The sequence below is a fragment of the Aminipila butyrica genome, from assembly GCF_010669305.1.
Taxonomy (GTDB): Bacteria; Bacillota; Clostridia; order Peptostreptococcales; family Anaerovoracaceae; genus Aminipila; species Aminipila butyrica.
In genome coordinates, this window is record NZ_CP048649.1 from 2,792,078 (window position 1) to 2,816,692 (window position 24,615).

Annotated in this window: 21 protein-coding genes, 1 other RNA gene and 1 pseudogene; 4 read left to right on the forward strand and 19 right to left on the reverse strand. The window is 46.1% G+C overall.

Annotated features, from left to right (window positions below):
* Window positions 1-121: 121 nt before the first annotated feature.
* Together nifJ and Ami103574_RS13240 are read right to left on the reverse strand one after the other, a co-directional pair.
* A complete protein-coding gene (gene nifJ, locus Ami103574_RS13235; protein ID WP_163067440.1) occupies window positions 122-3,667 on the reverse strand; it encodes a pyruvate:ferredoxin (flavodoxin) oxidoreductase in 3,546 nt (1,181 codons plus the stop codon).
* Window positions 3,668-4,254: 587 nt separating this feature from the next.
* On the reverse strand, window positions 4,255-4,521 hold the full coding sequence (locus Ami103574_RS13240; protein ID WP_163067441.1) for a pro-sigmaK processing inhibitor BofA family protein: 267 nt from the start codon (window positions 4,519-4,521) through the stop codon (window positions 4,255-4,257).
* Window positions 4,522-4,612: 91 nt separating this feature from the next.
* Here Ami103574_RS13240 and Ami103574_RS13245 point away from each other — a divergent pair, with 91 nt between their 5' ends.
* Window positions 4,613-4,873 carry a DUF2508 family protein gene (locus Ami103574_RS13245; RefSeq protein ID WP_163067442.1) on the forward strand — a complete coding sequence of 87 codons (261 nt, stop codon included), beginning with the start codon at window positions 4,613-4,615 and terminating at the stop codon, window positions 4,871-4,873.
* Here the strand turns inward: Ami103574_RS13245 and recR are convergent, their stop codons facing one another.
* The 4 genes from recR to ffs form a co-directional block, all read right to left on the reverse strand.
* Entirely contained in the window at window positions 4,874-5,473 is a 600-nt protein-coding gene (recR, locus tag Ami103574_RS13250) for a recombination mediator RecR (RefSeq protein WP_163067443.1), read from the reverse strand.
* Between the two features lie 36 nt (window positions 5,474-5,509).
* Entirely contained in the window at window positions 5,510-5,872 is a 363-nt protein-coding gene (locus tag Ami103574_RS13255; RefSeq protein ID WP_163067444.1) for a YbaB/EbfC family nucleoid-associated protein, read from the reverse strand.
* An 81-nt stretch (window positions 5,873-5,953) separates the two neighbouring features.
* A complete protein-coding gene (dnaX, locus tag Ami103574_RS13260) occupies window positions 5,954-7,639 on the reverse strand; it encodes a DNA polymerase III subunit gamma/tau (RefSeq protein WP_163067445.1) in 1,686 nt (561 codons plus the stop codon).
* A 100-nt stretch (window positions 7,640-7,739) separates the two neighbouring features.
* An RNA gene (gene ffs, locus Ami103574_RS13265) (signal recognition particle sRNA small type) lies at window positions 7,740-7,839 on the reverse strand.
* Window positions 7,840-8,037: 198 nt separating this feature from the next.
* Here ffs and Ami103574_RS13270 point away from each other — a divergent pair.
* Window positions 8,038-8,598, forward strand: coding sequence for a DNA-3-methyladenine glycosylase I (locus Ami103574_RS13270; protein ID WP_163067446.1), 561 nt, complete (start codon window positions 8,038-8,040; stop codon window positions 8,596-8,598).
* Window positions 8,599-8,653: 55 nt separating this feature from the next.
* Here the strand turns inward: Ami103574_RS13270 and Ami103574_RS13275 are convergent, their stop codons facing one another.
* The 5 genes from Ami103574_RS13275 to Ami103574_RS13295 all read right to left on the reverse strand — a co-directional run bounded on the left by Ami103574_RS13275 (window position 8,654) and on the right by Ami103574_RS13295 (window position 15,872).
* Window positions 8,654-9,337: a hypothetical protein gene (locus tag Ami103574_RS13275; protein ID WP_163067447.1), complete on the reverse strand. Its 684-nt coding sequence runs from the start codon at window positions 9,335-9,337 to the stop codon at window positions 8,654-8,656.
* Between the two features lie 80 nt (window positions 9,338-9,417).
* Window positions 9,418-10,422: an AIR synthase family protein gene (locus Ami103574_RS13280; protein WP_330587074.1), complete on the reverse strand. Its 1,005-nt coding sequence runs from the start codon at window positions 10,420-10,422 to the stop codon at window positions 9,418-9,420.
* A gap of 88 nt (window positions 10,423-10,510) precedes the next feature.
* Entirely contained in the window at window positions 10,511-11,401 is an 891-nt protein-coding gene (locus tag Ami103574_RS13285) for a hypothetical protein (RefSeq protein WP_163067448.1), read from the reverse strand.
* A 37-nt stretch (window positions 11,402-11,438) separates the two neighbouring features.
* Complete coding sequence (gene ligA / locus Ami103574_RS13290; RefSeq protein ID WP_163067449.1) at window positions 11,439-13,505, reverse strand: NAD-dependent DNA ligase LigA; 2,067 nt, start codon at window positions 13,503-13,505, stop codon at window positions 11,439-11,441.
* A 75-nt stretch (window positions 13,506-13,580) separates the two neighbouring features.
* Window positions 13,581-15,872, reverse strand: coding sequence for an ATP-dependent helicase (locus Ami103574_RS13295; RefSeq protein ID WP_163067450.1), 2,292 nt, complete (start codon window positions 15,870-15,872; stop codon window positions 13,581-13,583).
* A gap of 342 nt (window positions 15,873-16,214) precedes the next feature.
* Between Ami103574_RS13295 and Ami103574_RS13300 the strand changes: the two genes are divergently transcribed.
* Window positions 16,215-17,087, forward strand: coding sequence for a YitT family protein (locus Ami103574_RS13300; RefSeq protein ID WP_163067451.1), 873 nt, complete (start codon window positions 16,215-16,217; stop codon window positions 17,085-17,087).
* Between the two features lie 151 nt (window positions 17,088-17,238).
* A complete protein-coding gene (bioB, locus tag Ami103574_RS13305; RefSeq protein WP_163067452.1) occupies window positions 17,239-18,216 on the forward strand; it encodes a biotin synthase BioB in 978 nt (325 codons plus the stop codon).
* 57 nt (window positions 18,217-18,273) lie between these two features.
* On the opposite strand, the gene Ami103574_RS13310 is transcribed toward bioB, so the two are convergent.
* The 8 genes and pseudogenes from Ami103574_RS13310 to Ami103574_RS13345 all read right to left on the reverse strand — a co-directional run bounded on the left by Ami103574_RS13310 (window position 18,274) and on the right by Ami103574_RS13345 (window position 24,602).
* On the reverse strand, window positions 18,274-19,848 hold the full coding sequence (locus Ami103574_RS13310) for a hypothetical protein (RefSeq protein ID WP_163067453.1): 1,575 nt from the start codon (window positions 19,846-19,848) through the stop codon (window positions 18,274-18,276).
* Window positions 19,841-20,554, reverse strand: coding sequence for an ABC transporter ATP-binding protein (locus Ami103574_RS13315; RefSeq protein WP_163068012.1), 714 nt, complete (start codon window positions 20,552-20,554; stop codon window positions 19,841-19,843). Before Ami103574_RS13315 ends, Ami103574_RS13310 begins: the two co-directional genes overlap by 8 nt.
* Window positions 20,555-20,576: 22 nt before the next feature.
* On the reverse strand, window positions 20,577-21,119 hold the full coding sequence (locus Ami103574_RS13320) for a helix-turn-helix domain-containing protein (protein ID WP_163067454.1): 543 nt from the start codon (window positions 21,117-21,119) through the stop codon (window positions 20,577-20,579).
* 421 nt (window positions 21,120-21,540) lie between these two features.
* Window positions 21,541-21,825 (reverse strand): ethanolamine utilization microcompartment protein EutM, encoded by a 285-nt coding sequence (eutM, locus tag Ami103574_RS13325; protein WP_163067455.1) that lies wholly within the window; start codon window positions 21,823-21,825, stop codon window positions 21,541-21,543.
* Between the two features lie 36 nt (window positions 21,826-21,861).
* The gene (locus Ami103574_RS13330) at window positions 21,862-23,352 is read right to left on the reverse strand and encodes an acetaldehyde dehydrogenase (acetylating) (RefSeq protein ID WP_163067456.1); all 1,491 of its coding nucleotides are present in this window, start codon (window positions 23,350-23,352) and stop codon (window positions 21,862-21,864) included.
* A gap of 405 nt (window positions 23,353-23,757) precedes the next feature.
* Window positions 23,758-24,021, reverse strand: a pseudogene (locus Ami103574_RS16100) (BMC domain-containing protein); the annotation flags it as partial.
* A 16-nt stretch (window positions 24,022-24,037) separates the two neighbouring features.
* A complete protein-coding gene (locus tag Ami103574_RS13340) occupies window positions 24,038-24,304 on the reverse strand; it encodes a EutN/CcmL family microcompartment protein (RefSeq protein ID WP_163067458.1) in 267 nt (88 codons plus the stop codon).
* Complete coding sequence (locus Ami103574_RS13345; RefSeq protein ID WP_163067459.1) at window positions 24,282-24,602, reverse strand: BMC domain-containing protein; 321 nt, start codon at window positions 24,600-24,602, stop codon at window positions 24,282-24,284. Before Ami103574_RS13345 ends, Ami103574_RS13340 begins: the two co-directional genes overlap by 23 nt.
* Window positions 24,603-24,615 lie beyond the last annotated feature (13 nt).

The window sequence follows — 24,615 nt, forward strand, 5'->3', positions numbered from 1 at the left end:
AACCATTTATTTTTTACTTATTCCCAACAACATGTTGTATTATTTTTATCATATATAAAAAACAGGCAGATTGAAAGATACAATCTGCCTGTTTTTGTTGATTTCTATTTATTAATTTTCTTTATTCCATCGGATACTTGGAATCAGCCAGACGCTTGTAGCCTTCGTACCGATCCTTTGCATATTCTTCCGTCAGGTCGAACAATTTGTCCGCTACATCTGGGAATTCTCTGGACAGAGAAGAGTATCTCATCTGTCCCAGGATGAAGTCCCTGAAATTGGCTGTAGGCGCCTTGGAATCCAAGGTAAACGGATTCTTGCCCTGCTGCTTCAACTCTGGGTTGAAGCGATACAAGTGCCAGTACCCTGCATCTACTGCGTCCTTGATGTTCTCCTGAGCCTTGCCCATGCCTTTTTTCAGGCCGTGGTTGATACAAGGGGAGTAAGCGATAATCAGCGATGGACCATTGTAAGCTTCTGCTTCGGTAATAGCTTTCATCAGCTGATTTTTGTCAGCGCCCATACCTACCTGTGCGACATATACGTAGCCGTAGGACATAGCCATCATCCCCAAATCCTTCTTCTTAATCCGCTTACCGGAAGCTGCAAACTTAGCGATTGCCGCCACTGGAGTGGACTTAGATGCCTGACCACCGGTGTTGGAATATACTTCGGTGTCGAATACCAAGATATTGATATTTTCCCCAGAAGCCAGCACGTGGTCCAGTCCGCCGTAACCGATATCGTAAGCCCAGCCGTCGCCGCCCAGAGCCCAAACGGATTTCTTTACTAAGAAGTCCTTGTTGTCAGCAATGCGCTTGCACAGCATCTGAATCACCTCGTCAGAAGTTCTCAGGTTTTCAATGCACTTCATCACCTTGTCGCTCTTCGCTCTGGATTCAGCACCATCTTCCTTATATTCCAACCATTCCTCGATGGCTTCTTTCAAATCCTCGGCAATATCCAGCTCCATCAGAGCCTTCATCGTGTGTTCGATACGCTCCCGCATCTGCTTAGAGGCTAACAGCATACCGTAACCGTATTCTGCATTGTCCTCGAAGAGAGAATTGGCCCAAGCCGGCCCTCTGCCATTTTCGTCCTTACAGTATGGCATAGAAGGAGCAGAGGCTCCCCAGATGGAAGAACAGCCTGTCGCGTTAGCAATCAGCATTCGGTCACCGTACAGCTGAGTTACCAGTTTGATATATGGCGTCTCTCCGCAACCAGCACAAGCTCCTGAAAATTCCAAGTATGGCTTTGCCAGCTGACTGCCCTTGATAGTGGTCTTGCTGATCAGTTTATCTTTATTTGGAATGGTGACACCAAACTTCCAGTTTTCTGCTTCTTTCACAACTTCTGCATATGGTTTCATTACCAGAGCCTTTTCCTTGGCCGGACAAATATCCGCACAATTTCCGCAGCCCAAACAGTCCAGAGCAGACAGCTGAATTCGATAATGATGGTTTTCCATGCCCTTGCCGATAGCCGGAACCGTCTCAAAGGTGAACGGCGCATTGGCCTTCTCTTCTTCGTTGAGCACGACCGGACGGATAGACGCATGAGGACATACAAAAGAACACTGGTTACACTGAATACAAGTATCCTTATTCCATTGCGGCAAGTGAATAGCTACGCCACGCTTTTCGTAAGCGCTGGTGCCTGATGGGAAAGTGCCGTCTTCTCTGCCCTTAAAGGTGCTCACCGGCAGGTTCTCCCCTTCCTGGCTGTTCATCGGAATCAGTACTTCTTCAATGAAGGCTGGCAGCGGTTCTGGCTTACTCTTTGGATTTTCTGCATTAATCCACTCTGCCGGAATAGAAATCTTCTTGATACCGTTGATGCCTGCATCCACAGCCTTCCAGTTCATTTCTACAACGCTCTGGCCCTTTTTCTTATAGGTCTTTTCGATGCCTTCCTTCAAATATCCTACTGCCTGTTCCATCGGAATAACATTAGTCAGCTTGAAAAATGCCGCCTGCATTATCATATTGATGCGGCTGCCCAGACCAATTCCTTCTGCGTATTTCCACGCATCAATGGCATAGAAATTGATGTTTTTCTTTGCCAGCTCTCGCTTCACCTTTGCCGGCAGATGCTCACCGATTTCCTTTTCATTTTCCCACTGACAGTTCAACAGGAATGTTCCGCCCTTTTTCAGATCCTTGAGCATGTCATACTGCCGCAGGTATGCCTGGTTATGACAGGCTACAAAGTCCGCCTGATTAATCAGGTAAGTAGACTGAATCGGATGCTCTCCAAATCGCAGGTGAGAAATTGTCACTCCGCCTGATTTCTTGGAATCGTAGGAGAAATACCCCTGAGCATAAAGATTTGTCTTGTCACCGATAATCTTGATGGCTGTCTTGTTGGCACCTACCGTACCATCGGAGCCCAGACCCCAGAACTTACACTTAATAGTACCTTCTGGTTCTCTGGCAATGCCTTCTGTGTAAGGCAGGGATCTGCTTGTCACATCGTCTTCGATACCGATGGTAAAGTGATTTTTCGGCTTCTTATGGTACAGGTTGTCATAGATGGCGTGTACCATGCCCGGTGTCGTGTCCTTGGAACCCAAGCCATACCGTCCGCCGTAAACCTCTGGTGCATTGCGCTCCCCATACAGCATGGTCCGTACATCCTGATACAGCGGCTCGCCCAAGGCTCCCGGTTCTTTCGTTCTGTCCAGCACGGCAATCCGTTCTACCGTCTTTGGCAGAACATCCATAAAGTACTCCTTAACAAACGGTCTGTATAATCGAACTTTAATCAAGCCTACCCGGTGTCCTTCTAAAATAAGCTTGTTCATGGTCTCTTCAATGGTCTCACAGACAGAACCCATGGCTACAATGATGTTTTCCGCATCTGGTGCGCCCACGTAGTCAAACGGCTTGTAACTTCTGCCTGTCAATTTGCCGATTTCGTTCATATATTCTACAACGATCTCTGGCACGGCCTCGTAAAATTTATTAGACGCTTCTCTGGCCTGGAAGAAGATGTCTGGATTCTGAGCCGTCCCTCGGATAACTGGATGCTCTGGATTCAATGCCCGATCTCTGAACTCCTGTATAGCCTTCCAGTCTACCAGCTTCTTAAATTCCTCGTAACCGATGACTTCAATCTTCTGAATCTCGTGAGAGGTTCGGAAGCCGTCAAAGAAGTGCAGAAAAGGCACTCTGGACTTGATAGAAGCCAAATGTGCGATGCCTCCCAAATCCATAACTTCCTGAACTGAACCGGAGGACAGCATGGCAAAACCAGTCTGCCTAGTAGACATGACGTCAGAATGATCACCGAATATACATAGAGCATGGGTAGCTACGGTTCTGGCCGCTACGTGGAATACGCCCGGCAGTAGTTCACCAGCAATCTTATACATGTTTGGAATCATCAGCAACAACCCCTGAGATGAGGTATAAGTGGTGGTCAGGGCTCCTGCTGCCAGGGAACCGTGAACCGTCCCTGCTGCTCCGCCCTCAGACTGCATTTCTGCTACTTTTACAGTCTGTCCAAAAATATTCTTTCGTCCATACGCGGACCACTCGTCTACCACCTCAGACATGGTGGACGAAGGAGTGATGGGATAGATGGCCGCAACGTCTGTAAACGCGTAGGATACGTGTGCTGCTGCCGTATTTCCATCCATGGTTTTCATTCTACTCTGTGTCATTTTACCCTCCTATTCGTACAGTCTCCCTTGAGACTTATTTACGTGACGCTTTCCTGCGCCTTCCTTCCGTTAGGCTTTATGGTTTTTCAGAAAAAAGCAGTTCTTTTTGCTGATTCCAGCTAAACAGAACTAAAACCGCAAATTAGTTACTATTTTCTTGTTTATTTTTTAGAACATATTTTTCGCTAATGTATTTACTTTATACTAAATTTATATCGTTGTCAATATGTACTTATAAAAATACAATATACAAGGAACATTTAAAAAACATGAGTTTTTTCAGGGTTAGCCCATTTTATACTCGGCGTTTCCTTCCGCAACAGCTAAATCTGTTTTGTCACATTTCACAAACTTTTCAGGGATGATAGTGAAACTTCACAAATAATCCAATCTACTCAGCACCAATTATGCCCCCCCTACCCCCATACAAAAAAATTCTCTTCGGGAGCAGAGCCCGAAGAGAATATAGCAAATTAATCATATCATAGTTTTTTCCTATGGGGATTTTCTTAAAATTCTATGGCAGCAAAATCAGCACAGGAAAAGCTTCTGCTGCCTTTCTGGCCTCTGGCTTCCTTCTTCGTGCCTTATCCGCTGATAAAGTAAAGGAGAAGGATACCTGGTATGCCCAAGGTTCCTATGCCGAACCCCGTCAGTAGGTTTACCGGCAGGTGCACACCAAATCCTGCCCCTATCAAATTAATAGCAATAAGGATCACCCCGCCGCAGAAGCTATTGAGTACAGCTTTTAAAATCCATTTTCCTGAAAGGGCAAAAAACTTTCCTAAAAGAAAGATAATCAGCAAACCTGCTGCATAAGCTAGAAATATAATAACTTCCATTCCCGTGTCCATATTTTTCTCCCATCCTTTGTAATATTTTGTATAGAATATGCCGTCAGGGAACAAAATAGAAGCAAGAATACGTGAAGAAAGGAAACTACATATGATTCAATTCAGCGGACTGGCTGACAACGCCGAAAAAATTTATAAAAAAATAACAGGAGTGCCTCAGCCTCCCGATGAAAATCAGCTGTTGCTCTCCGATTTAAGGGCAGTTCATCACAAGCTGGCCCGATCAGAATCCATGTTCAACGAACTGACAGATAAAGACCTCCTCGACTGCGCTACCTACGATATTCTGGCAGAAAAGGCCCGCTATGCCTACTTAATTAAAGAGGCAAAAAAAAGAAACTTGCACTTTTAGTTACAAGTTTCTTCGTCCTTCCATCGCCTTTGACAAAGTGACCTCGTCGGCATATTCCAAATCTCCGCCTACGGGAATCCCGTGAGCAATCCGAGATACGGTGATGCCGGCGGGCTTAATCAGCCGGGCAACATACATGGCGGTGGCTTCCCCCTCAATGTTAGGGTTGGTCGCCAGAATGACCTCTTGCACATCGCTTTCCTGCAAACGGGTAATGAGGGATTTCAAATTAATATCCTCTGGGCCAATGCCATCTAAGGGAGAAATCGCCCCATGGAGCACATGGTACAAGCCCTTAAACTCCCGAATCCGTTCCATAGCCGCAACTTCTTTGGGACTTTCCACCACACAGATTACAGACTGATCCCGGCTGGTATCCGAGCAGATAGCACAAGGGTCCGTATCCGTCAGGTTACCGCAGACGGAACAATACTTCATGTTCGTCTTGGCATCGATAATAGCCTGGGCAATAGCCAAGGCTTCTTTGTCCTCCATAGCCAGGATATTGAAAGCCAGCCGCTGAGCCGTCTTGCTGCCGATGCCCTGAAGTCTGGAAAGCTCTTGAATCAATTTATTTAATGGTTTAGCGTAATATCTCATCTATTTTGCGTCCATTCTTTTACGTCGAGACTAGTCTTACATAAAGCCCGGAATATTCAGGCCTCCGGTAATCTTGCCCATTTCGTTCTGAGAAATCTCCTCCATTTGGCGCAAGGCTTCGTTGACAGCTACCAAAATCAAATCCTGGAGCATTTCTATGTCCTCCGGATCCACCACCTCTGGCTTTAACGCAATGTTAGTCACCTGCTTGGCCCCGTTTACTGTCACGGTTACCGCACCGCCTCCAGCAGTAGCTGTAGTCTCCATCTTTTCAAGTTCTGCCTGAGTCTCTTCCATCTGTCGCTGCATGGCCTGTACCTGCTGAATCTGCTTCTGCATATTTCCGCCCATACCGCCGCCTGCGCTAGGCTTCTTTCCTGCTCTCATACCTTTTCCCATAGTCTTTTCCTCCTTATTATATGCGCTTTCTGCGCCTGTTCTCTTTGAGTTCTTCTTGTTTTATCTATCAAGGCTGCCGCCTTAGATTAGCTCAATGGAAATCCCCAAGGCATTTTCTGCGTTTTGCTTAATGCGCTGGATATCCATGCCGTCTCCTTTGCCGTCATCCTGTCCCTTAACCTTGCAAATTAACTCTCGGCGGACTCCGGTGTGCTCTGCCATGCTCTCCTCCAATACTTGCTTTTTCTTTTCTACATAATTTTCAATAGTAGAACTGGAGGCCAACACAACAAAGTATCGGCTGTTGACTTCCGCCAACGCTGTTCCCGTACGAATTAGATTGAAACTGGCGCTGGAAGTCTCTCCTTCTTCAAAGACAGAGTGCCACAGGGCGTCTTTGTCTACTTGGAGTTCCGGTGAATTGTCCGCTGTTTCTCCGCTAGCCGCGCTTATTTCTCGCTCGCCTGGTTGAAGGGAGCTGGAAGCCGGAGCAGCAGCCCCTAGAGCTCCACTGCCTGAAGGTCCGCCTTTATCAGCCGATTGGTTGAACTCCGCCTGAGCGACTAATCCCGGCGCATAGGAGCTGGTCTGCTGCCCACCGGAGCCAGCCGGGATGCCGGAATTAGCTATCGGCTGAAGGCTGGGCTGGCCAGCTGGCGCCTGAGGCGCATAAGTGGTTTTTTGCAGCATGCCGGTGGCCATCTTGACGATGCACAATTCCAGCAGCACCCGTGGCTGGGTAGACCATTTAGCCTCTGCTAAGGTCTTCGACAACTCGATAATGCCGTTGTTGATTTCCGCCACATCCAGCCGCTGGCTCTGGCCGCAGATACGCTCAATATTCTCGCAGGACATGTTCAACAGGTCTTCTGCCCGGTTGACAAACTTGGTAATCAGCAAGTTCCGATAATGAGTCACCCAATCTTTCATAAACTGACGCACATCTTTGCCATCTGCCAGCACCCGGTCTAAAAGCAGCAAGGCTTCTCCTACATTGTGCCGGGTGACCGCATCGGTCATCTCTAAAAAGGTTTCCTCTCCCACCGTGCCCAAAATCTCCAGCACGTCTTCGCGGGAAATATCTTTGGACCCTGCTGACAGACACTGATCCAAAATGCTCAACCCATCCCGGACGGAACCGTCCGCATTGGCTGCAACCAGTGCTAAGGCCCCATCGTCAATCTGAATCCCCATAGTCTGGCAAATACTCTTCATGCCTGATTTCAACACCGTCTCTGGCACCCGCCGGAAGTCCAGCCGCAGACACCTGGAGAGAATGGTGGCTGGCAGCTTTTGCGGCTCCGTAGTAGCCAAAATAAACATGACGTTTTCTGGAGGCTCCTCCAGGGTTTTCAACAGCGCATTAAAGGCCCCCGAGGACAACATGTGCACCTCATCGATAATGTAGACCTTCTTTCTACCCACCACTGGCGGGTACTTGACGCTTTCTTTCAATTCCCGGATGTTGTCTACGCCGTTGTTGGAAGCGGCATCAATCTCTACCACATCCATAAAGGTGCCGTCTTTTATGGCTTTACAGTTGTCACAGACGCCACAAGGCCGAATATTTTCCGAAGTACAGTTGACCCCTTTGGCCAGGAGTCTGGCTGTAGTGGTCTTTCCGGTACCTCTCGTGCCGCAAAACAAATAGGCGTGACCGGTGGTATCCCCGGCAATTTGATTTTTTAATATTTTTACAATATGCTCTTGTCCTAAGACTGTATCAAAGGTTTCAGGACGATAGGCTCGATATAAGGCGGTATACATATTCTCAAAGTCCCTTCTTCCGCTTACGGCGGCTTTAACCGCCTTATTCCTGCCTGAACAGGGAAAAGAAAAAAACTGCCCTTTAAAAGCTCCGCCGACTTTGGAGAAGGCTTGTCTGCGGCACATAAGAGCTTCCACTTATTGCTGCTTCCTTCCGGACCTGACAAGGTTCGCAGAGTCTTATTGCGCAGGACCCTAACCAATCAGACGGAGCTTTTAAAAGGCAATTCATACCTATATAGTATACAAGCCTTGCTTGGCAAAGTCAACAAAAACCTGCAAGAACTACCTTCCTTATAAAATATCACTGTATCATTGACACAAAAACAACCGTTCTATACAATGATACTAATATCCTTATGTTTGTTTAATAAGTAAGATGGAAAGGAATAATTAAAATGGAACGTTGTCCATGGTGCGGAAAAGATGAATTGTACATGAAATATCACGATGAGGAATGGGGGATACCGGTTCGGGATGACCGCAAACACTTTGAATTCCTGGTGCTGGAATCGGCTCAGGCCGGGCTGAGCTGGCTGACTATCCTGCGAAAACGAGAACATTACCGGGAAGCTTACGACAACTTTCAGGCGGACAAGATTGCTGCATACAGTGAGGATAAAATTCAAGAACTCTTGAGTAATCCGGGTATTATCCGAAATCGAAAGAAAATCGAATCCTCAATCAACAACGCTCAGCGCTTCCTGGAAATCCAGCAGGAGTTCGGCAGCTTTGACCGCTACATCTGGGGCTTCGTGGATAACAAGCCCATAGTCAATCACTGGCATAGCCTAGATGAGATCCCTGCCGTTACAGAGCTATCTCAAAGGGTCAGCGAGGATTTAAAGACTAGAGGCTTTAAGTTTCTGGGGTCTACCACCGTCTACGCTTATCTACAGTCCACGGGTCTGATCAACGACCACCTGACTGGCTGCTTCCGACACAAAAAAGTGCGTTAGAAAAAGCCAAGGGCAACTGCCCTTGGCTTAAAATTTAAAATAATAGAATCTAGAACTATGCAAAATAGTTAAAATAGCTGCCGGAAGAAGAACTGTTCTTTATGTTGGAGCCGATAATGCTCATGTTTTCCTTCAATTTCTTCTGCACGTTGGCCTCAATATCCGAGCTCAAATCTGTCACTTTAGCGGCAAAAGAATCCTTGCTGTTTAGCACAGCCTTCAGGCTGTCCAAAGAAGCGGCGCTCATGTCCTTCTTGTTCATAATCAAGCTGCCATCCGTAAGGACAGTGATGCCGGCCTGCTTCAAGGCATCCTTGTTGTCTTGGGCATACTGCTTCAAACTGGCTAAAAACTGACGATTTTCTGTACCCCCTAGTTCATTTATGCTGGACAGCATACTGTTATAGTTGTTCACAAAATCCGTCGCTTCACTGACCACGGACTTCGTGCTGCCAGACTTCTCGGCCTTGCCAAACAGAGAGCTATCTCCGGTAGCCGTCAGCTTCGTACCGCTTTCCTGAACCTCTTTAGCACTGTTCTGAGCCAGCTTGCTGTAGGTCTTTAACTGAACGGTGAGAATATTCATATCCGTATTAGAAGAATTACTATTGGAAGTCTTGCTGGTGTTCAGCTTGCCATAATTATTAGCAAAAGCCGTACTCTGCAACTTACCAATGGTTCCTCTGCTGCCGGAAAAGTTTTTAATGCTCCTGTAGTTCGTGCCTGATGTGTAACTCATATGTTCCCCCTTACATCTAATTTAACAATCTCTTTATATATCCTAGAATACTTTTCTTTCCTATTATAAGTATATCGGCACTATTGCCCCACAACTTTATATAATTCGTCACTTTCTGGAGGAAATATTTCCTGCAAGGGCCCTTCTGCCCCCTCTCGGCACATAATGCCATGATTTTTTTCCCGAATGTGGCCGATGCAGCTGATTTGAATACCCGCTTGAGTCATAACCTCCTCCAGCTGCGCCTGGTGCTCCCTTGGTGCAATAATCAGCATGCAGCCGCTGGAAATTAACCTCAGGTAGTCAATGTGAAAAAAGGCACAGATCTTTCTGGTCACTTCCTTTACCGGCACCGCATCAAGCCGCAGTTCACAACCGGTTTCTGAAACCTGACACATTTCCCATACTGCTCCCAGAAGACCACCTTCCGTAATATCATGCATACCGGAGGTGCCGATATCTCCTGCCAAAACACCTTCCTTTACGACGCTGACCTGACCCAACAGGCTCTTAGCTTCTGCCAGTTCCTCTTTTGTACAGCAGCCCTGAAGCTGTTCTTCAAAGTCGGAAGCCAAAATCCCTGTGCCCTCAATGCCCGCCCACTTTGTCATCAGAATAACATCGCCGGGCTTCATATCTCTGGCCTGTTGGGATCGGCCTTTTGGGGCTTTACCAATGGCGGTAGAGACAATAACCGGTGTATTTACCGCCGGCGTAATCTCGGTATGACCGCCAATGATTTCTACGCCCAGCTCCGCCGCCGTCTGCCCCGCCTGCTCCATCATCTGGGCAATATCCGCCTCGGTCGTACCCACTGGTAACATGACCGCCAGCATAATGCCCAAAGGCTGTATACCGTTGGAAGCAATGTCATTGCAAGTGATATGGACAGCCAGCCGGCCGATATCGCTGGACGCCGCCGTGATGGGGTCGGTAGACATGACACATTCATACTCTCCAAAATCCACCGCTGCACAATCCTCACCAATGCCCGGCCGAACCATGACGTCCGGGCTTCTATATGTAATCTTATCAAAAACAATTTTTTTCAATAGTTCACTATCCAGTTTTCCAGCTTTCAGCATCTGCTTTTACCTCGTATTACATAAAAACTTTTTATTCTCTATTTTATCACATCTACCAGCATTATAACATCTACTATTTCAACTAAGCTCAGGATGTCTTCTTTGCCGCCGCTTCCATAATCGGGCTCCCCTCCTCTGTCGGCGGAGACCGCCTCTGAAAAGATTCTACCAGCAGCAACCCGGCAGCAAACGTATAAGCAACCTGCCACAGATCACTGTTATTAATAGCCTGAATCACTGAAGAATCGGCGCTATGCCAGAACAAGGATAGCCCGAGCTTTATTGTCGCTAACAAGAGAGAGGACAAACCTAGAACCGCCGATACTCCGCTAAAACAAAAGGCTGTCCGGCTCCTAAGAATATCCCTGATTCTTTCTGCCTGCATCCCCAGGGCACAGACTAATATTCTTAAAAGGTTGAACCCATATAGAAGGTACACAAAAGAATTACGCCGGCTAAAGGCACTCTGAAAAAAACATAGATTAACATAATCTGTCGCAAAGAGAAAAACCAGCAAAAAAAGATGCCATTGCAGACTACTCTTTCGCATCTGTCTTTCTGTATTCGCTTTCACACTAAACCCATCCACCAATAAAGTCCCCGCACCAAACATCAACAGGAGATCGGTATTGCCAGCAAGAACAGCCCCTGAAAAAGGCGAAAGCAGACCACTATCAGCAGGAAACAGCAGCGTGTACCAAAGCTTCATAAAACCCAGCAGAAAGAAAATCCCGCTCAAGATAAGCAGCTCTTTGCGAAAGGTGAGAAATTCACGCTGGCGGTAAAGCAACGCAATTTTTTCGCCCTGCAATAACAAGGCACACACAAACGCACTCATACTGGCCAGGACGTAAAGTTGAACTCCATCGAATTCCCCTAAAACGCCTGCCAGCAAATAATTTCCATAAACCACCAAGAAAATAGTAAAAAGAACGATTCCCTTGGCTATTCCCTCCCAGATTGGTCTCTGGTCTTTCATCAAACATTCCCCCTAACAGAAAAGGCAAAAATCTCGCTTATTCTATAGGTGTGCCGTCTTTAAAACTTATATTTATTTCATACCTTTTCATAAAATCTTCTTCGGTGATGATTTCTATACCTAATTCCTTGGCCTTTTTATTTTTAGAAGAATTGGACAGGGCATCGTTGTTAATCAAAGAAGTCGTCTTTGACGTCACCGAGCTGGTCACTTTGCCCCCCTTACTTTCAATCAGTGCCTTCAAGGCCTCCCGGTTTTCAAAGTGCTCCAGAGATCCGGTGATGACGAAAACCATGTCCGTGAAGATCTGCTCTCCAGCCTCACTGACTGGAACCTCTTCAAAAGTAATCTCTTTCAATACATCCTCTATAATCTGCTGATTTTTCTCATCAGCAAAGAAGCGGGCGTAAGCCTCGGCCATAATAGGCCCTACTCCATCGATTTCCACCAGTTCTTCCGGCAGCAGGTTCTGAATCCGCTGCCAGTCATAGTCTGCATTTTTACAGATGGTTTTAGCATTGGCCAGACCAATATTGGGAATCCCCAGGCTATACAACAGCCGAACAGTAGTAGTATGGCTCGCCTTTTTTACAGAAGCAATCAGCTTAGCAAAGGACTTTTCACCAAAACCCTCCATCTCGGTAATTTCCGTCTTGAAGTGCTCTATATGGAACAAATCGGCCAACTCCGTAATCAGCCCCTTGCCAATGAGCTTTTCGATGGTAGCCTCGGACAGACCTTCCATGTTCATGGCATCCCGGCTGACAAAGTGAGTAAAGGATTTAATCTGTTTAGCCAAGCAGGAATCGTTGGTACACACCAGCACCTCCACCTGGTTTTCGCTTTTAATCGCCGTGTGACCTCCGCAAACCGGACAGACCTCCGGAATAGCTACCAGCCCGCTGCGGGTGAGATTTTCTGCAATCTGAGGGATAATCATATTGGCCTTGTAAACCTCGATGGCATCGCCGATGCCCAGCTCCAATTGCCTCAAAATACTGATGTTGTGCACACTGGCTCGGCTGACCGTGGTTCCCTCTAGTTCCACTGGTTCAAAGATGGCTACCGGATTAATCAACCCTGTCCGGGAGGCACTCCACTCGATTTCCTGCAATATCGTTTCCTTCCGCTCATCCCGCCATTTGAAGGCTAAGGAATCTCTTGGAAACTTTGAGGTATTTCCCAGGCTTTCGCCATATTGAATATCGTCTATAAGCAATACCAGCCCATCCGAGGGGAAATCGTTGGTTTCCATCTGAGAAGCAAACCATTCTACATCCTCAGAAATAGTTTTCCCATCTGTCATCCGATGTGCTACCACCTGGAACCCTTGATCCGCCAGCCAATCCAGCTGATCATTTCTCGAGTTAGTCCGCAAAACCTTCCCCGCCGCCGCAGCCGTGCCTGCTCCACTGGCCTGTACCAGTGCAAAAGCAAAAAACTGCACATTCCGTTCCTTAGTGATTTGATTGTTTAACTGACGAACGCTGCCGCTGCACAAATTCCGGGGATTCTTATACTTCGCTTGAACCTCGCTGATTTGGCTGTTAATCTTTTCAAATTCCGAATAGGTAATGACTGCCTCTCCTCGAAGTACCAGTTTGCCCTTAAAAGGTATCTCCAGCGGCAGGTTAGCAAAGACTCTGGCGTTGTTGGTGATGACTTCGCCAATCTCCCCGTTTCCCCGGGTAACTGCCTTCGCCAGACGGCCCCCTTCATAGGTAAGGACGATGGTCAGGCCATCCAGCTTCCAGGACAACACACCGGCCTTGTCACCTAAAAAAGCGCTTAAGGTGTCTACTTCCTTGGTCTTATCCAAGGAAAGCATTCTGAACTCGTGGGCTTCTTTGGGCAGATCGCTCAACACCTCATAACCAACCTTGACCGTAGGGCTGGAGGACAGGACTACCCCAGTCTCCGCCTCCAAGGCCGCCAGCTCATCGTAAAGCCGGTCGTATTCGATGTTAGGCATAATCTCCCGGCTCTCCTGGTAATAGGCCTTAGCCGCCTGATTCAGCAGATCAATCCGCTCTTTCATCTCTTGTAGTTTTTGCACCTCCTGGTGCGTCAATCTGTTTGTCTCCTGATGCTCAGGCTGATTCATCTATACGTCCCTCATCTCTCATGAAATTTATCCTTCGATTCAGCTGTTAGTTGACTCTTCTGCCGGATGTTGCGCCTAAATCTTCTTGATTGGGGCGATATCTTTAGCCAGCTTTTTCAGCCCGGCAGAATCGAACATGACGCTGATAGTCTTCCCCTCTACGGCCACTACCATACCTTCCCCAAATTTAGCGTGGTTCACCCGATCCCCAGACTGGAAATCCTTTCCCTGATTGAGGGCGCCGCTCCGCTTAGATTCCTGTCTGGACGCGGCCAGCGGATCGAAAGGCATAGCTGGGCTGGCCTTGGCAAAGCCGTCGTTTCCGCCTATGCGGGAAGACGGAGCCTTCTGAGCTGCCGTGCCTCCAAACCCGGAGCCGCCGCCCCAACTGTTTCCAAAGCTGCTGCCAGCGCCAGTAGAAAACATAGCTGGCTTTTTCTCGTACACAGCATCCCCTTCTAAGAGGCTCTTATCTACCTCTCGAATAAACTGAGATTCCCTGGTATAGTCTGTCTTACCGTACATGGTACGCATCTGAGCACTGGTCATGAATAGCCGCTCCTTGGCGCGAGTCATGCCCACATAACACAACCGCCGTTCTTCTTCCAGCCCCGTAGGCGTATCCAAGGATCGCCAGCCTGGGAATAGGCCATCTTCCATGCCTGGCAGGAACACTACCGGAAATTCCAGCCCCTTCGCGCTGTGCATGGTCATCAAGACTACTGCATTTTCATTTTCATCGTGGTTATCTACCTCCGCCACCAAGGCAATCCGCTCCATAAAGTCCGACAGAGACAGCTGCGGATCCTCCTTTTCATAATCGTAAATAACCGATTTAAATTCCATGATATTTTCAATTCGGCTCTCGGCTTCTACTGTATTGGCATCCTCCAGGGCTTTTAAATAGCCCGTGTTAACCAGCACGCCATCGTAGATATCAGATACCCGCAGGTTGGCCTTTTCCTCACTGTATTTTAAAATGGTATCCACCATCTGCTGAACGCTGGCGATAGCCTTAGAGGGAAGACCCATGACCACCTCCTGATCCGTCAGGGTCTCAAATAAACTCTCTCCCCGAACCTGAGCTAGCGTCCGCAGTTTTTCCACCGTCTTGTCACCAATGCCTCGCTTTGGCTCGTTGATAATCCGTGCAAAGGACACATCGTCAGCCGGGTTCTGCACCAACCGCATATAGGACATGATGTCCTTGATTTCTTTTCGATCATAATACCGCAGTCCGCCCAGCACCCGATAAGGAATCTCTCTGGCGGACAAGGCCTCTTCAAAGGTTCTGGACTGTGCGTTGGTCCGGTAGAGAATGGCAAAATCCTTGTACTGGCGTTCTTTGGTTTTCAGCCGGTCAATCTCTTGGGCCACATAACGGGCCTCATCCTTTTCATCGTCAGCCCGATAATAACAGATTTTCTCCCCGGGCTCCTTATCCGTCCACAGCTTCTTGTGCTTTCGCTGCATATTCCGTTCCACCACGCTGTGAGCGGCTGCCAGAATATTTCCATAAGACCGATAATTCTGTTCCAGCTTGATAACCTTCGTATTTTTAAAGTCCTTTTCAAAGTCTAAAATGTTGGTAATATCGGCTCCCCGCCACTGATAGATGCACTGATCGTCATCACCTACCACACAGATATTATTGTGTGCTTCTGCTAGCAATCGGATAAATCGATACTGCATATAGTTGGTATCCTGATATTCATCTACCATGATGTATGCAAATCGCTTCTGGTAATACAGCAAGACTTCTTCGTCAGCTTCAAAGAGGCGAACGGTGTTGACGATTAAATCATCAAAGTCCATGGCATTGTTTTTCTTTAAAATCTTACAGTACTCGCTGTATAACCCCGCTAAAATCTTACCCTTGAAGTCCCCTTCGTTCAACCGCATAAATTCTTGGGGGCTGACAGCCTTTTCCTTGTTATCGCTAATCACACTGAGCACATAGGCGGGAGTAAATTTCTTGTCATCAATGTTAGCCGCCTTGATGCAGTTTTTAATGACGGTCTTCTGGTCGGTAGGATCATACACCACAAAGTCGTTGGTATAACCCAGGCGTTCAGCGTATTTTCGCAGGATTCGCAGACAGGCAGAGTGAAAGGTGAGGATCCACATGTTCAAACCTTCTCCAACTAAACTTTCCACCCGATCCCGCATTTCCTTAGCCGCCTTGTTGGTAAATGTCACTGCAAAAATATGATAAGGCGAAACCCCCTCATTCTTTATCAGATGAGCGATTCGTCTAGTCATGGTGCTGGTCTTTCCGCTGCCAGCTCCTGCTAAAATTAACAAGGGGCCTTCTTTATGTAATGCAGCTTCCCGCTGCTTATCGTTCAATCCATTTAAGTAGTCCATATTATCTCCCATAAAAAATTAGGATAAAATTTCTTCTATCCCTCACTTATGCACTAATCTTTAATTAAATGTTTCATTCTTTTAAAATTAGTTCCACGCTATTTCTTTCTTATCCATAGTATACCATATCTCACCATCCCATTACCAGCATAGAAAAAAGCCTTTTTCTGTATCATTTATAACAGAAAAAACAGGTTAGCAAAGAAGAAAAAAACGCGTAGGAATATTTTTCAAGAATAAGGTAATATTATGTATAATTTTGTGGTAAGATAAGAATCGGGACATCCCTCCGGGCTGTGGCCTCATTAAAAACACTTTATTACGTAAGGAGATTCCATTACCATGAAAAAATATCGACCACTTATTTCTACTTTTTTAATCATCATCGGTGCTAACATGATTCTGGCCTTTTCGGTGGCCTGCTTCATTCGGCCTCATGGCATCATCATGGGCGGAGCTACCGGCCTATCTCTCACCCTAGAGCATTACCTGGGACTGGATTTGTCTATGACGCTGACCATCTTAAATCTGCTGCTGTTCCTGCTGGGCTTCTTGTTTCTAGGCAAAAAGTTCGCGTTGACTACTATTTTGAGTACTGTTCTTTACCCCCTTTTTATCCATATATTTTTAGCTATTCCACAGCTGTCCTCCCTGTCAACAGACGTGCTGCTGTCCACTATTCTAGGCGGAATTTTTTTAGGTTTGGGGATGGGTCTGATTCTGCGCATGGGGGCTTCCACTGGGGGCATGGACATTCCTCCTCTCATTTTAAATAAAAAACTGCACATCCCCGTGGCCTTATCTCTCTATACCTTTGACACGGGTATCCTGCTGACTCAGGTAGGCTTTTCTACCGCTGAGCAAGTCTTGTACGGCATTTTATTTACCATCCTCACCAGCTCCATCGTCAACAAGGTGATTCTGTCTGGAACCCAACGATCTCAACTGTTCATCATTTCTAAGGAGTACGAGCAAATCCGCGATACCTTGCTCCATGATTTAAACCTGGGGGTTTCCCTTATTTCCATGGAAACAGCCATGACCCGGACCCCTCAGATGGCCGTACTCTGTGTTACGACTAACCGAAAGGTTTACAGTGTCAATGCGGTGGTCCAGAAAATCGACCCCAACGCATTTATCACCATCAGCAATATTAACGAAGTCAAAGGCCGAGGCTTTAGCATGGACCGGGAAAGCCATCTGCCCCATGCTTGAAAAAGAAGGCGAGAGTTTGAATAAACTTCTCGTCTTCTTTTTTGCCATATTGTAAACCATAATTTATTTACAGGTTTACAATTTATATTTTTTTATGCTATACTGGGGACGCCGATTGAAACTATTTTTAACAAAAGACGGGAGAAAAGATATGATAAACCACTTAAAAGAACAAGTCCTTCAAGGCTACCATATATCCAGGGATGAAGCCCTAGCTCTGTGGGAAGCGGCTCAACAGTCAGCCCAGCAGTTAGAAATTCTTTGCACCTGTGCTGATGACATCCGCCAATATTTCTGCGGGAATCACTTTGATATTTGCACAATCATCAACGGAAAATGTGGCAGCTGCTCAGAAGACTGCAAATATTGTGCCCAGTCCAGCCATTACTTGGCAGAGACACCAACCTACTCTCTGCTGAATACAGACCGTCTTTTATCTGGTGCGGCCTACAACCAAGAACGGGGAATCCTGCGGTATTCCATCGTTACCTCCGGCCGAACCGTAAATCCAGAGGAACTGGATCAGCTATGTGCCAGCTATCAGTCCATTCAGAAGAGTCAATCCATTTCCTTATGCGCCTCCCATGGTTTGCTGACCTACGAACAACTTTTACAGCTGAAGGAAGCTGGGGTTGTTCGCTATCACAACAACCTGGAAACCTCCAGAAGAAATTTTCCGGCGGTGTGCACCACCCATACTTATGATGACAAGATTGCCACCATCGAAGCGGCCCAAAGAGCTGGACTGTCTGTGTGCAGCGGCGGTATCATGGGCTTGGGAGAGACCATGGTCGATCGGATAGATATGGCTTTTGATTTAAAAGAGCTGGGGGTTCAATCTGTACCCATCAATATTCTAAATCCCATTCCACACACGCCCCTTGAAGACCAACCGATTTTAAGCCTAGACGAAGTCCGAGGGATTGTGGCTCTCTATCGCTTCATCCTGCCTACCACGGCTTTACGTCTAGCAGGTGGTCGGGAGCTCTTGTCCGACAAAGGTCGAAGTGTCTTTGCCTCCGGTGCCAATGCCGCCATATCTGGGGATATGCTGACTACTTCGGGCATCCGTATCAGCAGCGACCTGGAGATGATTCAAGATTTGGGATTTACCCTCTCTGCCCTCTGACGATAAGCTCCCTTTCTTAGGGGCTTTCTGCCCGGGGGCTCTGTTATAGCTTGCAAATTAAACATATAATGCCGCTTTTGTTGCCAAGCTCCGATACAATACCAATATCCCCGCAAGAATCAAGATAACCGCTAATAGCTGAATCCAGCCAGCAATAGCTATTAGGGAAGCGGTCAGGATGTAAAAAGAAAGCACCGAAACAATGCCGGTTCCTATGGTGGCAAGCACCGCGATGGACTGCTTCACCGCTTGATATTCACTGGTCCAGTCATATTTGGGAAATTTCAAATTAAAAAACAAGCCAGCGATAGAAATAAACACCGCATAGACCAACGGAATGGTAAACAGCGCAAGGGTTTCCAAAAATCCAGTCTGCAAACTTATAGCCAGCAACGTACAACTTATAAGAATGGACGGAATAAGGTAACTCAAACTTACAGCAATTTTGGAGTTAAAAATGACGATTGGCTTAACAGGTGCGGAGCACATAAGCCAATTGCTTTTTCCTTCCAGAGAAATGGCAGAGGAAGTAGCTGCTGAAATGGATACAAAAAATGTAACCAACCAAGGAGATATAGGTTGAATCCACAGCATGATATCCGGTAAGCCCATCTTATTGCCAGCTTGTTCTAGGTTAATGAATAAAAAAGCAATGGAAAAGACAATCATCAAGACCCCTCCAATACAAGTATTCATCGCGTAGATGGGCAAAGATACCAGGCGGCGCAGTTCTTTTTTATATAAGGCGATAAACGGCGAAGAGGCTTTAAGCGTTCCCAGGCGATAATCGCTTTTTGAACGGACTTCCACCAGGGCCGAATTAATCTTACTATAAAATACAGACAACACCATCACAAAAATCACGCTTGCCCCCATAGAAAGCAGCGCAAATTGCCCAAAGCTGACCCAGTCACTATTTGCCAGTGCATTGGTATACCACGCAGCTACCGGATAAATCCGGTAAACGGACCCGATCATCGAATCAATAAGGGCGGTCAATGCAGCTTCCTCCTGGGGTATCGCAAAGGAACCAACTACTAACACTAACATGGCTGCTGTGCTTAAGGCAATGGTCAACAAATTCTTATAGCGGAAACGAACCGATATGGCCGTAATAAGAACACCCGCACTTAAAGCGATTATCATTGGCAGCAGTGACGCCAGGAACAGAGACAACAGCAGCATCAGCCAAACGGATAAAGATATGCTGTAAGTTATGCCGTAAATAATCATAGATGGCAGCATAATTACGCCGGATATCAAAAAATTGACGACGTAAACCGATAGCAACCGACTCATAATCACCGTCGTATTTTTTACTGGCAGAGACATCACCATATCATAATCACCAAATCCAAAAAGTACACCGTTACTTTTGAGAAAAGTCATCACCAAGGTGCAAATTGCGCAGACAATTAATATAAGTGGAGGTAACACATCAGCCATACCGAAATACACGCAGACAATCGCAGCACCTGCACTATAGCCAACCATTATGATCAGAACGATCAACATTAATATACTCATGGCGATAAGCCGCCGCTTTTCTTTTTTATCATTTGTACGAAGGGTACGATTAATGTTAAAAAATCCAAGCAATTGTATTTTAAGCAAAAGCCAACACTTAGTCATTGCCTGCCACCTCCAAAAACATGCTCTCCAGGCTCTTATCTCCGCGCACTTCTTCCGTTATGCCACTTGCAATTAGCTTTCCGCCTTTTATAATGGCAATTTTATCGCAGAGTTTTTCGGCTACTTCAAGAACATGGGTTGAAAAGAAAATCGCTCCGCCCTCATCACATAGTTCACGCATCATACCTTTCAGCTGAAAGGACGCTACCGGGTCAAGGCCGACAAAAGGCTCATCTAATACCATCAATCGCGGCCGATGAATAAATGCCCCAATCAGAGCCAGCTTCTGCCTCATCCCGTGGGAGTAGGCAGAAATCATATCGCCGAGATTGGCCGTCAATTCAAAGCGATCGGCGTATTTCTTTATCAAGGTCTCCCGTTCTGTCTTGGAAACACTGAACATATCACCTATATAGTTCAGATATTGTATCCCCGTCAGGTAATCGTACAAATCCGGATTGTCCGGAATATATGCCGTAATAGATTTACACAATACAGCTTCTTTCTTAACCGAATGACCATCAATGAAAATTTCGCCACTGCCGAAATCCATAATGCCAACGATTGCTCGGATGGTTGTCGTCTTTCCCGCCCCGTTATGTCCAATAAATCCGTAAATATCACCGGCCTCTACAGCAAGGTTCAGGTTGTCCACCGCCTTTTTTCCGCCATGATAGGTTTTGGTAAAATCCCTAATTTCTAAAATATTACCCATGATAGGTTCCCCCTTACTTTTTCTCTTTTTTAGGTGGAGTCGTGATAATGGCAATGTTATGCAAATCACGCTCTGGCGTTTTTTCATTGGTCAAAAGCGGCTCAATGATCTTACCCATTTCAGTTAAGGCTGCAGTTAGTTCTTCGGTGGTAGCATATATAGGGGCGACAGAAAACCCAGAGCCATCTTGTAAAAGATTGATATCTGACCGAGACGTATACTGCCGAAATTCCTCTGTCAGCCCCATCACAAATTTGGTGAACAACATCATATACGCCGGTCCGTTATTTTCCTCCACCATTCTTTGCATATCCATTAACAAATCATCCGCCACAGCGTATACCCTTTCCACGGTTCCGCGAATTTGATTTTCTGCCACTACTTTTAAAATCCCATCAGCAGTCATCTTCTTTAAATAACGATATAACGTCGCATGAGTGATATCACTGTAGGTATCAGTCAGCTGCTTCGCCGTTGCCTGTCCTTTACTATATATTTCAAGCAGCAGCTTACACTTTGTCGGGTTAGCAACACACTCTGCCATATTTTCATTCACTATAAACGCCTCCTTTTACAATAATATCTATAAGATAATATTATCACAATGATACCATTCTAGCAAGTGGTTTTTCGTGGAATGAATCTAAAGAGTTCGTCTTCTGCGTTTATAAGCAGTATTCATATCCAATAAGTGACTTCCATAAACTCCGAGAAAACATTTCAACCCCAGAAAACCACATTTCAGCCCATATCATTTACAAAGAATATCAGACACTTTTAAAGATTTCTTAAAGAAAAGATAATTTAAAAAGATATAATAAAAAAAACACAGGACTCAAAAATGATATGCTCCTCTCGCAGCAAACAGTTTAAATACAAAAAACTATTTGCTGCAAGGGGAACATATCATTCTTAGAGATGTACCCAATAGACCCTTTTACCTTTGCCATCAGTATTGCTTATTTACCGACAGAATCTTATTTCTCTTTTGTTGCGGGCAGAATGCTTTCTACCTCTGCGTGTGGCCTCGGAATAACATGGACTGATATCAGTTCACCAACTCGCTGAGCTGCAGCTGCTCCGGCATCTGTCGCAGCCTTTACCGCACCTACATCTCCCCGAACCATAACCGTCACCAGTCCGCCGCCTACGAATTCCTTACCGATCAGCGTCACATTTGCTGCCTTTACCATCGCATCTGCTGCTTCGATAGATCCTACTAGTCCCTTTGTCTCAATCATTCCTAATGCATCATACTTCATTTTGTATCCTCCTAAATAATCCTTTATTTTATAATATTAGTTGCTCCCCTTCATGGCTGCTACAATCTGATCTACTAAATCAATTAGAGTGGTCTGATTCATGCCTTCTTCTACAGAGGCAGTGCATCCGCCGGATAAGTTGTAGTTGAATGTTGGATCAGCAGAAGCTAACGTTGTGCAATCCCTTAATCCATATGCAACTCTCTTGATGTTGATTAAGTGCATTGGGGTTACGTTTTCGGATACTGAGCTTCCGCCCCATGTCCCGCATCCTAGAGTGAAAGATGGCATTAAGCCTGTGCTTGCGCCTACTCCACCCATTGCACTTCCTGTGTTTACAAGAATTCTGGAGGCTGGCTTTGCTGCAAACTTCATGACCATTTCTCTGTCTTCTGTATGAAGGCTCATAGTATGTCCGATACCGTTTTGCAATAATTTAATACTTAACTCACATGCTTCATGCCAATCTTTTACTGTATAGAATCCCAAGACGGTGGTTAACTTTTCGAAGGATAACGGATATCCGTCACCTACGCCACCCTGTTCTCCGACCAGTACTTTTGTTCCTTCCGGAACACTGAATCCTGCTGCCTCAGCAATTACGACTGCCGCTCTTCCGACAAACTTTGCATTCATGTTGTGGCCATTCTTAAATAATAGCTTGCAAACCTTTGCCGTTTCTTCAGCTGTCATGAAATATCCGCCCTGCTTTCTCAGCTCTGCGATTACTTCATCTCTATTCCCTTCTTCACAGATAATTGACTGTTCGGATGCACAGATTGTGCCATTGTCAAAGGTTTTACTTGCAATGATATTTTGGATAGCCTGATGAATATTTGCAGTCTTTTCGATATATGCAGGAGAGTTTCCAGCTCCTACGCCTAGTGCCGGCTTACCTGCACTGTAGGCTGCTTTTACCATTCCTGGCCCGCCAGTTGCAATAATTATTGCGACTTCTTTGCTCTTCATCAGTTCATTTGTTGCCCCCACTGTCGGCATGGAGATGCATCCGATGATATTTTCAGGTGCTCCTGCCGCTACTGCTGCGTCAGCCATACATTGTACAGCCTTCTGTGTGCATTTTGCTGCGGAAGGATGTGGGGAAAATACAATTGCATTTCTTGACTTAATCGCAATTATTGCCTTAAAGATAGCAGTTGAAGTTGGGTTTGTGGATGGAACAATTCCCATTACTAGGCCCACCGGTTCCGCAATTTCAATTACTTTCTGAGCTACATCTTCTTGAATCACACCAATCGTTTTCATGTTCTTAATAGCATCATATAGAATAACGGAAGCCATATGGTTTTTGTATGTCTTATCTTCTACTTTACCAAAACCTGTTTCCTCTACTGCCATCTGTGCCAAACAAACCGCATTTTCTTGTGCTGCCTTTACCATATTGCGCAGAATTCTATCGATCTGCTCTTCGGTGTATGTGGCTATTTTTTCTGTCGCAATCTTTCCAAGGCGTGCAAGATCTCTTACTTCTTGTATGGAACGTAAATCATAATCAAAGTTTTCCACCTTATGATTCCTCCTTTCTCTTTTTAAGAACTATAGCCTGTGTTGTTATGAATGAATCTGATAGTATTTCTTGAATTCATCCATCAGTAAATTTTTATCTGCATTCGAAATTGCTCTGCCGGTAATGCCGAAATCACTGTATTCTCTTGCTAAAGTTCTTAACTTCGTCACTTTCAAGTTTTTCAATACGTTTAAGACCTGATTCAGTTCACCATTCTCCGCAAAATAATCGAGGGCCTCTTTCTGAACATCTTCTGCACTAGGCACTTCCGATTGTTCTGTTTCTATTTCTTCATTCAATACATCCTGAGCGCTTATTTCTTCAATTATTTCTGCGGTCGCACGGTCTTCCCCGTCTACTGCTATCCAGTCTGCATCGGCTCTGTCTGCGGGAACTTCTGATTCTCTGGCAATCATTTTAGATACTTCTTCGTGCGGCCTTGGAATCACATGTATCGAAATGACCTTTCCCACTCTCGCTGCTGCAGCTGCCCCCGCATCGGTGGCAGCTTTTACGGCACCCACATCGCCTTCAACTATAATGGTCACCAAACCGCCCTTTACAAAAACCCGGTCCACTAAACCAACATTTGCTGCCTTGAGCATCGCATCCGCCGCTTCAATTGCGGCTATCAGTCCTTTGGTTTCAATAAATCCAACTGCCTGCATTCAGCCACCTCTCCTTCTATTCAAAGCCACAGTCTTCGTCGATGATTCCTATGACTACCGCATCTACCGGTATGGTATCATCGCCTAACATTCTTCGAGCCGATGAGCCCTGAGTGATCATTACTCTATCACCAATCCCCGCACTGATAATATCTACTACAATAATCCGCTGACCGTCACTGCTTCCGCCGCCGATTAATTCGGCCTGCATAAACTTCAGTCCATTTAGCGAATCCGCTTTCCTCGTTGCCCAAATATTATCAATCAGTCTTCCTGTTAACATATATTTTTCCTTCTTCCAGTTTGCGCCTGATTTCCTGAATAGCTGATTCGACAGAAGCAGTATCGCCAAAGATGGCAATCATAATCATATTCTGCGGACAGCTTCCTCGAACGTCTTCCACGGTGACGCCCACTGCCTTTTCAGCCATATCAGCAGCACAAATCATCTCAATCATTCTGCCCTGTACAAGACCCACAGCCCCTACGCCATTCATTGCCGCTGCAGCAGTTGCTTTCATGCGTTGTTTCAGAATGTCCAGCGTCCCTGCAGAAGGAGCTTTTATAATCCTAAACTCCATCTTTACACCCTTT